Here is a 12,916-nt window from a genome sequence, read left to right as displayed (position 1 = left end):
ACCGCCCTTATAATGGCTTTGGCAGATTCACAAAGAAAAACCTGTATTCTTTGGGCATAAAGCGGTGAGCTGTTGGAAAATGTTAGTAAATTACAATGCAAGAACGCATAGAATGTCAGCTCTGCGCGCCTCAATCGGCTCGCAAGCTGATTTTGAGTTGAACAAAGCCGAACGGATAAGCCTGTGAAAACGCACGAAGTCACCAACCAGACCCCGTCTATGACGGGTACGAATGCATATCTGGGCGATCCGCTTCTGATTCAGATCGCAGCGCGTTTCCCGAAAGAACTGCATACTGACCTCGAGAATACCGGGCGTTTTGTCATGTCGGCGGAAGCCCAGGATCTTGCACGTCTCGCCAATACCGAATTGCCAAAGCTGCGGACGCATGATCGTCAGGGACGCCGTGTTGATCTGGTGGAATATCACCCAGCTTACCATGCGCTGATGCGCCGTTCGATTGCGCAGGGCCTTCATTGCTCGATATGGGAAGCTAATCCAGCTGAAGCCGGACGTCGCCATCAGGCGCGCGCCGCGCGTTTCTTCCTCACCGCACAGCTTGAGGCAGGCCATCTCTGCCCGCTGACCATGACCAATGCTTCGCTCGCAGCAGTGATGGCTTCGCCTGATCTTTACAAGGAATGGTCGCCGCAGATTCTGTCGCGCAAATATGATTCCTCGCAAAAGCCCGCCTTGCAGAAGCAGGGGATTACGCTTGGTATGGGTATGACCGAGAAGCAGGGTGGTACGGATGTTCGCGCCAATACTACCCGCGCAGAACGCAATGAAGATGGCACCTATACGATCAGCGGCCATAAGTGGTTCATGTCTGCGCCGATGTCGGATGCTTTTCTGGTGCTGGCACAGGCGGAAGAGGGGCTTTCCTGCTTCCTGCTGCCGCGCCTGACCAATGAGGCGGCTGGAAATGGCTTCTTCTTCCAGCGTTTGAAGGACAAGCTCGGAAACAAGTCCAATGCTTCATCCGAAGTCGAGTTCGACGGCGCTATCGGTCATCTGGTCGGAAATCCCGGCGAAGGCGTCAAAACCATTATGGATATGGTCACGCTGACGCGACTTGATTGCGCTGTTGCCTCCGCTGGCCTGATGCGCTCGGGGCTGGCCGAGGCCGTTCATCATGCACGTCATCGCGAGGTAGGTGGGCAAAAGCTGATCGAACAGCCGCTGATGAGCCGCGTTCTCGCCGATATGGCGCTGGATGTTGCAGGTGCGACCGCACTTTCCATGCGTCTGGCTCGTGCCTTTGACATGGCTGCAAGTGATCGCGCGGAAGCTGCTTTCGCGCGATGCATGACGCCAGTTGTCAAATATTGGGTCTGCAAAATCGCACCGGCATTGCTTTATGAAGCGATGGAGTGCCTCGGTGGCAATGGATACATCGAGGACGGCAATCTCGCACGCGCCTATCGAGAAGCGCCGGTCAATGCGATCTGGGAAGGCTCGGGCAATGTCATGGCGCTCGACGTGGCGCGCGTGCTCTCACGCGCACCTTCGCTGTTCGACGAAGTTCTCGACTGGATCAGCGGACAGCTGGGCGTGCGTGGTCAGGGTACGATTGATGTGTTGCAGGCGGCATTGCAGCTGACCGAAACCGATCAGGGCGTTGCGCGTCTTCTGACGGAGCAACTTGCCTATGCGGCCGCTGCTGCCGAACTGCGCAATCTTGGCGCGGATGATGTGGCCGATGCCTTCATCGAAACACGACTTGGTGGGCAGTGGCGCTCGACCTATGGCATGTTGGATGCACGTCATAATGCCAACCGGATACTCGATCAGCTTTATCCGGCGTCGTAATCGCTGTCATCGGCGTGCGATGAGCGCAGCATGTGCAGGCGGTCCAGTGCGCCTTGTAGAATAAAGGAAGCTGCGGCCGAATCGATGCGTTCGGCCCGCTTGCCGCGTGAAACATCCATGCCGATCAGTGCGCGTTCAGCTGCGACCGTGGACAGGCGCTCGTCCCAGAATATGAAGGGCAGGTCGGTCAGTGGCTGCATGGTGCGCACGAAAGCCCGCGTTGCCTGAACGCGTGGTCCGGCCGACCCGTCCATATTCATCGGCAGGCCAATAATAATGGCGCCGACCTTGTCTGCTTCGAGTGCTTTCAGCAGCACCTGTGCATCGATTGTGAACTTGGTGCGTTTGATAACCGGACGGGGATGTGAGAACGACAGGCCCAGATCGGAAACCGCAAGGCCAATAGTTTTGGTGCCAAGATCAAGCCCGGCGACTGTCTGGCCGGGTTGCAGAATTTCCAAAACGTCTTCGATCTCAACGACGGCCATATGTCCTCATAGTATTTTGATCAGGCTTCATATTGCCTGATGGAATTGAGCCGTAATATCTGTTTTAAAACTGAAAATCGAGCCGCAAGGAGACACACAATGAAAATCACCTGGTTGGGCCATGCAGCCTATCGCGTTGAAACGGATAAGGCCGTCATTCTGATTGATCCGTTCATCAATGGAAATCCGGGTGCCAAGGGCATCGATTTCAAGGAAGCCACCAAGGGAACCACGCATATTGCGCTGACTCATGGTCATGGTGACCATATCGGCGATACCGTTGAGATTGCCAAAGAAACCGGTGCGACGGTTATCGCAAATCCAGAAATCACCGGCTGGCTGGGTCGCAAAGGTTTGGAAAAGTTCAGCATGGGCAATACCGGCGGAACCATTGTCCGCGATGGTTTCAGCGTAACGTTTGTTAACGCGCTGCATTCTTCAGCGTTGATGACAGAAGACGGCATCACTCAGTCGATGGGTAATCCGAACGGCCTGGTATTTCATTTCGAGAATGCGCCGACACTTTATCATATGGGTGACACGGATATTTTCTCTGATATGGCGCTGATCAATGAACTGCATCAGCCAGAAATCGGCATTGTGCCTGTGGGCGATCGTTTTACCATGGGCGGTGCTGTGGCAGCTCTTGCGTGCCAGCGTTATTTCAATTTCAAAACCGTTCTGCCGTGCCATTACGGCTCGTTCCCATTTATTGAAAAGACGGCAGACAAGTTTGTAGCGGCAATGTCCGACCATAAGGAAACGAAGGTTTTGGTGGCTGACGCTGGCACTGTTCACACGTTCTAATTTTGGCTAACTATGGATGGAAGCGCAAGAAATGTTGCGCTTCCGCACCCACACCGTTATAGCCGGTAAAAGAACCTTTTCGGGGCGGTTTCGTACCGTCCTAAACATGTAATTGCGGAGAACAGGATGTCCGTCGATATTTCAACCGTCAAGCGCGTTGCGCATCTTGCGCGTATCGCCGTCACAGAAGACGAAGCCGAGCGCATGACTGGCGAACTCAATGCAATTCTGGGCTTTGTTGAGCAATTGAACGAAGTCGATGTTGAAGGTGTTGAGCCTATGACCTCGGTTTCGCCGATGAAAATGCGCCTGCGCGAAGATGCAGTAACGGACGGCAATATTGCCAATGCGGTTGTTGCCAATGCACCTGTGACCGAAGACAATTTCTTCGTTGTGCCAAAGGTCGTGGAGTAAGCCGATGGCTATCCGGGTTTCCATCGAGACCCCATTGCAGGATGACGTGCGTGATCTTGTTGAAGCATTGAACGCGCATATGCTGCCGCTGTCGCCTATCGAGTTCCAGTTCAAGATGACTGTTGAACAGATGGCGAAGCCGGATACGACAGTTTTCGTTGCACGAGATGAAGACGGCAAGGCCGTTGGCTGTGGCGCATTGAAGATGCACGATAACGGTGTGGGTGAACTCAAGCGCATGTTCACGCGTCCTGAAGTTCGCGGCAAGCGTATCGGCTCACATCTTGTCGATGCGATTGTCGAACTGGCAGAAGCCAAGGGTGCTTCGCGTCTGGTCCTTGAAACGGGTACTGGTCCCGGCTTTGAGGGTGCCTGGCGGCTTTATGAAAATTCGGGTTTTGCGCGCTGCGGAGTGGTTTTAGATTATCCCGATTCCGAATACAGCGCCTTTTTTGAAAAGCGCCTTGCTGAGGCATGACTTTACAGGATTAGATGATGAGCGAACTGACCGCACTGACCATTGCCGAAGCGCGCGATAAGCTGAAGGCTAAAGTCTTCACTGCGACCGAACTGACTGACGCCTATATTGCGGCTATTGATTCCGCCAACGACAAGATCAATGCATATGTTGCGGTAACGCCTGAAAAGGCGCGCGAAATGGCAAAAGCTTCCGATGCGCGCATTGCCGAAGGCAAAGCTGGTGCGCTTGAAGGTATTCCGCTTGGCGTGAAAGATCTGTTTGCGACGAAGGGTGTTCACACGCAGGCCTGCTCGCACGTTCTTGATGGCTTCAAGCCTGAATATGAATCAACCGTCACTTCCAACCTTTGGGCTGATGGCGCTGTCATGCTGGGCAAGCTCAACATGGACGAATTCGCGATGGGCTCGTCCAATGAGAGCTCCTATTACGGCCCGGTGAAAAACCCATGGCGCGCAAATGGCTCGGACGTTGATCTGGTACCGGGCGGCTCGTCTGGTGGTTCGTCGGCAGCGGTTGCAGCGCATCTTTGCGCAGGCGCTACGGCGTCTGACACGGGCGGCTCGATCCGTCAGCCCGCGGCATTTACCGGCACCGTCGGTATCAAGCCAACATACGGCCGCGTTTCGCGCTGGGGTGTTGTCGCTTATGCGTCTTCGCTTGATCAGGCTGGTCCGATTGCGCGTGATGTTCGCGACGCTGCAATTCTGCTCAAGTCTATGGCATCGGTTGATCTGAAAGATACAACCTCGGTTGATCTGCCGGTTCCGGATTACGAAGCAGCTATTGGCAAGTCGCTGAAGGGCCTCAAGATCGGTATTCCGAACGAATATCGTATCGATGGTATGCCAGACGAAATTGAAGCGCTCTGGCAGAAGGGCATTCAGTATCTCAAAGATGCTGGTGCAGAAATCGTCGATGTTTCGCTGCCGCACACCAAATATGCGCTTGCTGCCTATTATATTGTGGCACCTGCGGAAGCTTCGTCCAACCTCGCACGTTACGATGGTGTGCGTTATGGTCTGCGCGTGCCGGGCAAGGACATTGCCGATATGTACGAGCAGAGCCGCGCTGCTGGGTTTGGCAAGGAAGTAAAGCGCCGTATTCTGACTGGAACCTACGTTCTGTCGGCTGGCTATTACGACGCTTATTATCTGCGCGCCCAGAAGGTCCGTACGCTGATCAAGCAGGACTTTGAAAATGTCTTTGCAAGTGGTGTTGATGCAATTCTGACGCCGATTACGCCTTCTGCTGCATTCAGCATTGGCGACAAGGAACTCGCAAACGATCCTGTGAAGATGTATCTCAATGACATCTTCACCATCACGCTCAACATGGCGGGTCTTCCGGGGATCGCTGTTCCTGCGGGACTGAATGATCAGGGCTTGCCGCTTGGCTTGCAGCTGATCGGTCGCCCCTTCGAGGAAGAAACTTTGTTCCAGGCGGCCAGCGCAATTGAGCAGGCAGCCGGACGCTTTACCCCAAAGAAATGGTGGTAAAATCTGAAACTCTCATTCGCCGGGCAGAAACGCCCGGCGAATTTGCTTTGATGGCTGAGCTAGCAGTTCGCGCATGGCAAACCGCAGCGCGTGACATTACGTATACGGACGAAAGCCGGTCCGAACTCCAGGCCAAATTTCTGCGCGACTTGCGCGAGAATGCCGAGGGTGTTTTGTTGGCGGAACGATGCGGCGAAATATACGGTTGGGGCGCTCGTGTCCCGAAATCAAACTATATTTCCGACCTCTGGGTTGATCCCGCACACCATGGTCAGGGCGTAGGCGGCGCATTGCTTGGAGCGCTGATGGCGCAGATTGTTCTTGATGGTTTTGCGGAAGCTGAAATCGGCACCCATGCCGATAATTCTCCAGCAATCGGGCTTTATGAAAAAGCTGGGTTCAAGACCTATCACCGCAGCGAAGAATGGTCGGAGAGTTTTGGTAGCAAGGTTGAAAAGGTCAGAATGCAGGTAAAGCTTTAGGCGAGCATTGCCATTTCAAGAAAAGCTCCTATCCTCTTCTATAGCAACTATTTTCAGGAGGAGGGGCACATGTGGATCATGCTTACGGATGTTAGTGGCGAACGGGTTGCAGTGAACTTCAACCACGTCCTGTCATACAACGCTTACGGTACTGGAACCCGTATCGTTACGCTCAGCGCGGACCTGACATTCTTCGTTAAAGAGTCGACCGAGGAAATCGAAACCAAGCTTGGCATCGACGTCAAGAATTGAGTATTTGCCGCAAAAGATTATCCATTCCCCTTAAAAAATTGGGGGAATGGTGAAGTTCGAATCTCTTCCGATCTTTCGGCAAGCTCAGGATCGGAAGAGATAAAGTTTAAATATCCAGTTCTTCCACAAAAGCGGCACGATCCTGAATGAAGCGGAAGCGCGCTTCCGGCTTTGTACCCATCAGATCATCAACAGTGCTGCGTGTTTCATCGATATAATCTTCATCGACATGAACACGAAGAAGCGTGCGCTTTTTCGGGTCCATAGTCGTTTCTTTCAACTGCTCGGCGCGCATTTCGCCAAGGCCTTTGAAGCGGCCGATTTCGATTTTGCCACGTCCGGTAAACATCGTGCGAAGCAGCTCGTCCTTGTGCGCGTCGTCACGAGCATAGGCGACCTTGCCACCCTGGCTCAGACGATACAGCGGCGGGACTGCCAGATACAGGTGGCCGTTGCGGATGAGATCCGGCATTTCCTGATAGAAGAACGTGATGAGCAGCGATGCAATATGCGCACCATCCACGTCAGCATCGGTCATGACGATGACGCGATCATAACGCAGATCGTCTTCACGATAATTCTTGCGCGTGCCGCTACCCAGCGCCTGCACGAGATCGGCAATCTGCTGGTTGGCTGTCAGCTTCTCACGGCCAGCACTGGCAACGTTCAGAATCTTACCGCGTAGCGGCAGGATCGCCTGATTAGAACGATTGCGTGCCTGCTTGGCGGAGCCGCCAGCCGAGTCACCTTCGACGATGAAAAGTTCTGCACCTGCTGCAGCATTCTGCGTGCAGTCTGCAAGCTTGCCCGGAAGGCGCAGTTTGCGCGTCGCGCTCTTGCGGACGGTTTCCTTTTCCTGACGACGACGCAGGCGTTCTTCCGCGCGATCAACAACCCAGTCGAGCAAGCGGGATGCTTCCTGTGGTGAAGCTGTAAGCCAGTGATCGAACGGATCGCGGATAACATTTTCCACGATACGTTGCGCTTCAACGGTCGCAAGCTTGTCCTTGGTCTGGCCGACAAATTCCGGTTCCCGAATGAAGACCGAGAGCATAGCGGCCGCCGAAATCATCACGTCATCGGTTGTGATGATCGAAGCGCGCTTGTTGTTGGTTAGCTCCGCATAGGCCTTGAGGCCACGTGTCAATGCAATGCGCAATCCTGCTTCATGCGTGCCGCCGTCGCCCGTCGGGATCGTATTACAATAGGAGTTGACGAAGCCATCACCACCATACCACGACACCGCCCATTCAACAGCACCATGCCCACCCTGCTTTTCAGTGCGGCCCGAGAAAATCTCGCGCGTCACCTGATGTTCTTTGCCGAGCGAAGCAGAGAGATAATCCTTGAGGCCGCCGGGGAAGTGGAAAACAGCCTTTTCCGGAGTTTCCTTCTTCGGGTCGAGAAGCGACGGATCACAGCTCCAGCGAATTTCTACGCCGCCAAACAGATAGGCCTTCGAGCGCGCCATGCGATAAAGTCGGTGCGGATCGAATTGCGCGGTTTTGCCGAAGATATCCGGGTCAGGATGAAAGCGAACGCGCGTACCACGACGATTGTGGACTTCGCCGACATCTTCAAGCCCGCCCTGCGGAATGCCGCGCGAAAAGCGCTGGCGATAAAGGCGGCGATTGCGCGCGACTTCGACTTCCAGAACATCTGAAAGTGCGTTGACCACCGAAACACCCACGCCGTGCAGACCGCCGGATGTTTCATAGGCTTTGCCGTCGAACTTACCGCCTGCGTGCAGCTTGGTCATGATAACTTCAAGTGTCGATTTTCCCGGGACCTGCGGGTGCTCATCAACCGGAATGCCGCGTCCGTTATCGCTGACGGTCAGAAAGCCTTCGGCGTCGAGATTGACCTCAATGAAATTGGCATGGCCTGCAACGGCTTCGTCCATCGAGTTATCGATGACTTCCGCGAAGAGGTGGTGCAGGGCTTTTTCGTCGGTGCCGCCGATATACATGCCGGGGCGCAGGCGAACCGGTTCCAGCCCTTCGAGAACGCGAATGGAGGAGGCGTTGTAATCATCAGCGCCTGATGAAACAGGCGGAGCCTTGGTTGCAACAGGGGCTGACTTTGGTGCAGATGGTGTCGTTGCCGTTTGCGCAACAGGCGTCGATGCAGGAGCCTTTTTGGGCTGCTGCTCCATCTGCCGTTCACGGGCATTGTTGACTACTCTGGAAAAGAGATCGTTGCTGTCGTCCATCTTTGTCCGAAAAGCTTTCTGTCTGAAACCGAAAGAACCGCCCCCACTGAACGGCACGAAATAAAGTTAGCTGCGAATCACACAGATAATGCCACGGGAATACCCGCAATGCGAACAAAGTTCGCCTTACGTTCCGCTTTTGCCCGAAGTTATCAAATGGTTTTGCTCGTAGCGAAGCCGATTTGCACCAGAAACATGGCGAAAGTCAAACCGGGCGTTTTTCTTGCGTGAATTAAGATGGAAACGGGCAGGCCATTCGCGTAAGCGCAATGGGAGTGAGAAAATTGCGAGTAGTGAGATGCAGGGCAGGGTAGCAGGCGGCACAGAAGCGCACGTAAAGGGCATGGCGATCATGGTCCTCTCGGTACTGCTGCTGCCGCTTATGGATGCCATCGGTAAATGGCTTGCCATGATGGATAATATGCCGCCGGCTACTGTCACCTTCATGCGCTTTTTCATTCAATCAGTGCTGATGTTTTTCGTGCTGATCGTCATGAGTGGTTTCGCGTCTTTACGGACCACGCATCTTGTCGGCAATCTTGTGCGCGGCGCGCTGATGGGCTTTGGCGGAACGTGTTTCTTCACCGCTGTCAAATATATGCCTCTGGCAGATGCTATGGCTGTATTTTTTGCTGAACCATTGATCCTAACGCTGCTTTCGGCCGTCTTCCTGAAGGAAAAAGTCGGCTGGCGTCGTTTTAGCGCTGTGGGTATCGGTCTGATCGGAACAATGATCGTTATTCAGCCAAGCTTCGAAATTTTCGGTGCGGTTTCCTTATTGCCCCTCGCAACCGCCGTAACTTTTGCGATTTATCTGATCCTGAACCGTAAATATGGCGCTAAGGAAAGCCCGGTCGTCATGCAGTTTTATGCTGGCATCGGTGGGGCAGCGCTGGCAGCACTGGCGATGGTATTCGGCACAGGTTTGGGCATTGAAGATTTGAGTTTTGCACTGCCGCATAGCCTGCAGCCTTGGCTGCTTCTGCTTTTGCTGGGTACGATCGGTACGGTCAGTCATCTGCTCGTGGTGCAGGCATTCAAACTCGCACCGGCATCCATGCTTGCACCTTTCCAGTATCTGGAAATCGTCAATGCGGTTCTGGTCGGTTTGATTGTGTTTGGCGATTTTCCGACGCCGTCCAAATGGTTCGGCATCGCGATTATCGTGGGATCAGGTTTCTATGTCTTCATGCGCGAGCGGCGCGTGAAGAGCGTCTGATTATTTGGGCTGGCGAGGTCCAAAGACGTTTTCGAAGGCCCTGCCCAACGCAACATCGACATCGCCCATCGTTACCGGAAGGCCGAGATCGACGAGGCTTGTTACGCCGTAATCAGCAATGCCACACGGAACGATGCCGCCAAAATGTTCGAGTTCCGGCTCGACATTGATTGCAATGCCATGGAAGCTCACCCAACGGCGCAGACGGATGCCAATAGCAGCAATCTTGTCTTCGCACATGCCACCATTGGCAAGCAGCGGCTTTTCCGGACGGACAACCCAGACGCCAACGCGATCTGCACGCCTTTCACCTTTAACATTAAACTGCGCGAGCGTTTCGACAATCCATTGCTCAAGCGCAGTCACAAATGCGCGCACATCTTCACGGCGCCGCTTCAGGTCGAGCATGACATAGGCCACACGCTGGCCGGGACCGTGATAGGTATATTCGCCACCGCGTCCGGTGTTGAACACGGGAAAGCGATCCGGGGTCAGCAGGTCCGCTGATTGAGCACTGGTGCCAGCCGTGTAGAGCGATGGATGCTCGACGAGCCAGACGAGTTCGTTCGCCGTTCCTTCCCGAATAGCTGCCACGCGCGCTTCCATAAAAGCGAGCGCTTCGTCGTAATCCGTCAAACCGTCCGATATCAGCCAATCAACGGGCGGTGAGTCGGCCATGACTGGGAAGAAGTGCGTTTCCTTCTCCTGCGCGGTGACTTCGGATTGTTCGGAAAAAAGAGCAGAGCTATCGTTCATGATCGCAGCATATGGCGCTTTTTATGCTCTACCGCCAGATGTCAAAATGCCTCTACGCGAAAGCGTGATGTCAGGTGATCGTTGGGCCTGCGCTCATCCTATGATCAAAGCCCGGAAATACATCGGCCGTGATCGGCGCGAGCACATTGATTTTCAAGCCTGTGGGATCAAAGTCGATGTCGCAGCGTGCCTTGAGTTCTTCGGCAAGAACAAGTCGGATAAGCCGCTGGCCAAAGCCGCGTCGTGAAGGTCGCGTAACGGAGGGACCATTGGTTTCCAGCCAACGCATCTGGAATTTCTTTTCGCCCTGATCATCGACAATACCCCAGCTGAAATCGATGCTGCCATGCTCATTGGACAGGGCACCGTACTTCACCGCATTTGTTGTAAGCTCATAGAGACCGAGAGAAAGCGAGACCGTTACCCGGTCACTTACAAAGAGCGAAGGGCCGCTCATGCGGATGCGATTGCCAAAAGTTCTGTTGAATGGAGCCAATGCCGTATTGGCGATCTGCGTAATCGTTGCGCCACCCCAGTCATCTTGCAACAGCATGTCATGTGCCTGGGCGAGCGCATGAAGACGCTCGTTGAACAGCTGGCTTGCCTGTTCGGAACTGTCTGCATTGCGTAAAGTCTGGTTGGCGATGGATTGCACCATGGCCATAGAGTTTTTGAAGCGGTGGGAGATTTCCCTCGTCACCAATGCCTTGTCAGCTTCGGTCTGCTTGCGTTCGGTCACATCCAGCATAACGCCAAGCAATGTCGGATTGTCGCCGAGCAGCGCTTTGGCTCGTGTTTCCACCCAGATCGTCTGCCCGGTTCTGTTTACGATCCGATATTCCATGGAATACGGCTCGCCAGTTAAAAAAGCAGCTTCGGTCTGTTGAATCACTGACATACGATCTTCAAGCGCGATCAGCTCAAGAATCTGGTCAAAATTGATGTGTTCGTCGTCCCTAAAACCAAAAATCCGGCGGCACTCAGCAGAACCGGTCACGCTCCCTGTCTTCAGATCGCGGGTCCAATAGCCGATATTTGCGGCATTTACGATGTAATCAAGATAGTTCTGATGCCGTCTGGTCTCACTGGAAAGCGTGTCACGCTCTTGTTGCAACTCAACCAAACGCTTTAGCTCGAGCGTGACATCGAGTTGTGTGGAAACGAAATGCTGGATTACACCATCAGAGCTTCTGACTGGTGAAATATGCAGCCGGTTCCAAAAAGCTTCACCTGATTTTTTATAGTTTAATATGTCGATATCGATTGAAGTGCCCGCTGCAATTGCTGTTTTTATTGCAATCACATCATCCGGATTGGTTCCAGAACCTTGCAGGAAACGGCAATTTTGGCCGATCACCTCATCTGTCGAATATCCCGTCAGCAGCAAAAAAGCTTTGTTCGCAAAGACAATCGGGTTGTCGGAAAATTGCGGATTGGTGATGAGCATAGGTGTGGGTGTATTTTCTACAGCCGCCAGAAAAGGATCGGCGTCTTTGGAAATCATGTCTGCAGCATAAAATCTGGATGCTTCCAACTCAGTTGACACGACAAACCCCACCATAAACGCGCTGTTACGACGCCCATCAGTCACGGGCAAAACTAACTGATAATGTGAACCATGGCGAACAAAATCGATTTGAGACTTAAAGCAGTTCCAGCAAAAGTGGGAACCGGTTTTGCGTCGGATAATGCTTAAAAAAATTCACAGCGGTTCCTGCGGTTCAGTCTTAACTGGAGCCGCCGTAAGTATGATTGGGAGCAACCTGACATAGGTCTCAACTCACGAGATTGCTTTTCCCTAAATCGTGCCAGTCACTTGTCAGATGTATAGGGTGCTATATATTCCTCACTATCATTCAGCACACGTTCATCTAGCATCGATAATGATGTGTGCAGTTGAACTGGAGAACAAGATGATAAACACCTTGAAGAAAATGATGGTTGGCTTAGTCGGCGCAACTTTTATGATCGGTGCGATGGCGCCTGTCTCTGCTGCTCCGGTCCTGCCAACTGCTCAGGTTGTTGATGCTAATAACGTCATGCAAGTGCGTGACCGTTGGGACCGTCGTGGTCATGGCAATTGGAACGGTCATCGTCCCGGTCGCCCTGGCTGGAATGGGCACCGTCCCGGTCCGCGCCCGGGTTGGAACCATCATCGCCCGCGTCCAGGTTATTGGAATGGTCATCGCGGCTATAACCACTATCGCCATGGCTATCGTCGTCATAATGATGGCTGGTGGTATCCGCTGGCAGCTTTCGGCGCTGGAGCAATCATCGGTGGTGCAATCGCTCAGCCAGCACCTCAGCCGGTTTACCGCGCTAGCAATAGCCATGTTCAGTGGTGCTATAACCGTTACAGATCATATCGCGCTTCGGACAATACGTTCCAGCCTTATAATGGTCCGCGCCAGCAGTGCTATTCGCCTTACCGCTGATAGAAGTCGAAATCCGAAAAACAGCCGCCTCAAAAGGGCGGCTGTTTTCATTTGCAGGTCAG

13 protein-coding genes are annotated in these 12,916 nt (G+C 53.5%); 9 read left to right on the top strand and 4 right to left on the bottom strand.

All coding sequences use genetic code 11. The features are described from left to right. Positions 1–183: 183 nt before the first annotated feature. Positions 184–1,812, top strand: a complete 1,629-nt coding sequence (locus ABWV94_RS13955; protein ID WP_007878656.1) for an acyl-CoA dehydrogenase family protein — start codon at positions 184–186, stop codon at positions 1,810–1,812. On the opposite strand, the gene ruvX is transcribed toward ABWV94_RS13955, so the two are convergent. After that, positions 1,797–2,300 (bottom strand): Holliday junction resolvase RuvX, encoded by a 504-nt coding sequence (gene ruvX, locus ABWV94_RS13950; RefSeq protein ID WP_113499138.1) that lies wholly within the window; start codon positions 2,298–2,300, stop codon positions 1,797–1,799. The genes ABWV94_RS13955 and ruvX overlap by 16 nt on opposite strands. A gap of 99 nt (positions 2,301–2,399) precedes the next feature. On the opposite strand from ruvX, the gene ABWV94_RS13945 reads away from it, so the two are divergent. From ABWV94_RS13945 to ABWV94_RS13920, 6 genes are all read left to right on the top strand, one after another. Beyond that, positions 2,400–3,107 (top strand): metal-dependent hydrolase, encoded by a 708-nt coding sequence (locus ABWV94_RS13945; RefSeq protein ID WP_007878658.1) that lies wholly within the window; start codon positions 2,400–2,402, stop codon positions 3,105–3,107. 126 nt (positions 3,108–3,233) lie between these two features. Beyond that, the gene (gene gatC, locus ABWV94_RS13940; RefSeq protein WP_113499140.1) at positions 3,234–3,521 is read left to right on the top strand and encodes an Asp-tRNA(Asn)/Glu-tRNA(Gln) amidotransferase subunit GatC; all 288 of its coding nucleotides are present in this window, start codon (positions 3,234–3,236) and stop codon (positions 3,519–3,521) included. A gap of 4 nt (positions 3,522–3,525) precedes the next feature. Further along, positions 3,526–3,999: a GNAT family N-acetyltransferase gene (locus ABWV94_RS13935; protein WP_113499142.1), complete on the top strand. Its 474-nt coding sequence runs from the start codon at positions 3,526–3,528 to the stop codon at positions 3,997–3,999. Between the two features lie 17 nt (positions 4,000–4,016). Then, positions 4,017–5,498 (top strand): Asp-tRNA(Asn)/Glu-tRNA(Gln) amidotransferase subunit GatA, encoded by a 1,482-nt coding sequence (gene gatA / locus ABWV94_RS13930; protein WP_113499282.1) that lies wholly within the window; start codon positions 4,017–4,019, stop codon positions 5,496–5,498. 50 nt (positions 5,499–5,548) lie between these two features. After that, positions 5,549–5,980: a GNAT family N-acetyltransferase gene (locus ABWV94_RS13925; RefSeq protein WP_353413937.1), complete on the top strand. Its 432-nt coding sequence runs from the start codon at positions 5,549–5,551 to the stop codon at positions 5,978–5,980. Positions 5,981–6,049: 69 nt separating this feature from the next. Next, the gene (locus ABWV94_RS13920) at positions 6,050–6,232 is read left to right on the top strand and encodes a hypothetical protein (protein WP_007878664.1); all 183 of its coding nucleotides are present in this window, start codon (positions 6,050–6,052) and stop codon (positions 6,230–6,232) included. A 106-nt stretch (positions 6,233–6,338) separates the two neighbouring features. Here ABWV94_RS13920 and parE read toward each other — a convergent pair whose 3' ends face one another. Continuing rightward, complete coding sequence (gene parE / locus ABWV94_RS13915) at positions 6,339–8,444, bottom strand: DNA topoisomerase IV subunit B (protein ID WP_113499146.1); 2,106 nt, start codon at positions 8,442–8,444, stop codon at positions 6,339–6,341. Positions 8,445–8,742: 298 nt separating this feature from the next. On the opposite strand from parE, the gene ABWV94_RS13910 reads away from it, so the two are divergent. After that, positions 8,743–9,663, top strand: coding sequence for a DMT family transporter (locus ABWV94_RS13910; RefSeq protein ID WP_113499148.1), 921 nt, complete (start codon positions 8,743–8,745; stop codon positions 9,661–9,663). Here ABWV94_RS13910 and lipB read toward each other — a convergent pair whose 3' ends face one another. Together lipB and ABWV94_RS13900 are read right to left on the bottom strand one after the other, a co-directional pair. Further along, positions 9,664–10,341: a lipoyl(octanoyl) transferase LipB gene (gene lipB, locus ABWV94_RS13905; protein WP_353414099.1), complete on the bottom strand. Its 678-nt coding sequence runs from the start codon at positions 10,339–10,341 to the stop codon at positions 9,664–9,666. 148 nt (positions 10,342–10,489) lie between these two features. Further along, positions 10,490–11,923, bottom strand: a complete 1,434-nt coding sequence (locus ABWV94_RS13900) for an HWE histidine kinase domain-containing protein (RefSeq protein WP_113499284.1) — start codon at positions 11,921–11,923, stop codon at positions 10,490–10,492. Positions 11,924–12,332: 409 nt separating this feature from the next. On the opposite strand from ABWV94_RS13900, the gene ABWV94_RS13895 reads away from it, so the two are divergent. Then, positions 12,333–12,854, top strand: a complete 522-nt coding sequence (locus tag ABWV94_RS13895) for a BA14K family protein (protein ID WP_007878670.1) — start codon at positions 12,333–12,335, stop codon at positions 12,852–12,854. The last annotated feature ends 62 nt before the right edge of the window (positions 12,855–12,916 follow it).

The organism is Brucella sp. NBRC 12953 (assembly GCF_040369775.1).
GTDB classification, from domain to species: domain Bacteria; phylum Pseudomonadota; class Alphaproteobacteria; order Rhizobiales; family Rhizobiaceae; genus Brucella; species Brucella pseudogrignonensis.
Note: the sequence above shows the minus strand (reverse complement) of the source record. Positions and strands in the feature narration are given on the sequence as shown.

What these genes read in the sequence shown, in the direction of transcription:
- gatA (WP_113499282.1), top strand. Translation starts at nt 4,017, where the DNA reads ATGAGCGAACTGACCGCACTGACCATTGCCGAAGCGCGCGATAAGCTG.
- ABWV94_RS13935 (WP_113499142.1), top strand. Translation starts at nt 3,526, where the DNA reads ATGGCTATCCGGGTTTCCATCGAGACCCCATTGCAGGATGACGTGCGT.
- ABWV94_RS13945 (WP_007878658.1), top strand. Translation starts at nt 2,400, where the DNA reads ATGAAAATCACCTGGTTGGGCCATGCAGCCTATCGCGTTGAAACGGAT.
- lipB (WP_353414099.1), bottom strand. Translation starts at nt 10,341, where the DNA reads ATGGCCGACTCACCGCCCGTTGATTGGCTGATATCGGACGGTTTGACG.
- ruvX (WP_113499138.1), bottom strand. Translation starts at nt 2,300, where the DNA reads ATGGCCGTCGTTGAGATCGAAGACGTTTTGGAAATTCTGCAACCCGGC.
- parE (WP_113499146.1), bottom strand. Translation starts at nt 8,444, where the DNA reads ATGGACGACAGCAACGATCTCTTTTCCAGAGTAGTCAACAATGCCCGT.
- ABWV94_RS13900 (WP_113499284.1), bottom strand. Translation starts at nt 11,923, where the DNA reads ATGATTTCCAAAGACGCCGATCCTTTTCTGGCGGCTGTAGAAAATACA.
- ABWV94_RS13925 (WP_353413937.1), top strand. Translation starts at nt 5,549, where the DNA reads ATGGCTGAGCTAGCAGTTCGCGCATGGCAAACCGCAGCGCGTGACATT.
- ABWV94_RS13920 (WP_007878664.1), top strand. Translation starts at nt 6,050, where the DNA reads ATGTGGATCATGCTTACGGATGTTAGTGGCGAACGGGTTGCAGTGAAC.
- ABWV94_RS13910 (WP_113499148.1), top strand. Translation starts at nt 8,743, where the DNA reads ATGCAGGGCAGGGTAGCAGGCGGCACAGAAGCGCACGTAAAGGGCATG.
- gatC (WP_113499140.1), top strand. Translation starts at nt 3,234, where the DNA reads ATGTCCGTCGATATTTCAACCGTCAAGCGCGTTGCGCATCTTGCGCGT.
- ABWV94_RS13895 (WP_007878670.1), top strand. Translation starts at nt 12,333, where the DNA reads ATGATAAACACCTTGAAGAAAATGATGGTTGGCTTAGTCGGCGCAACT.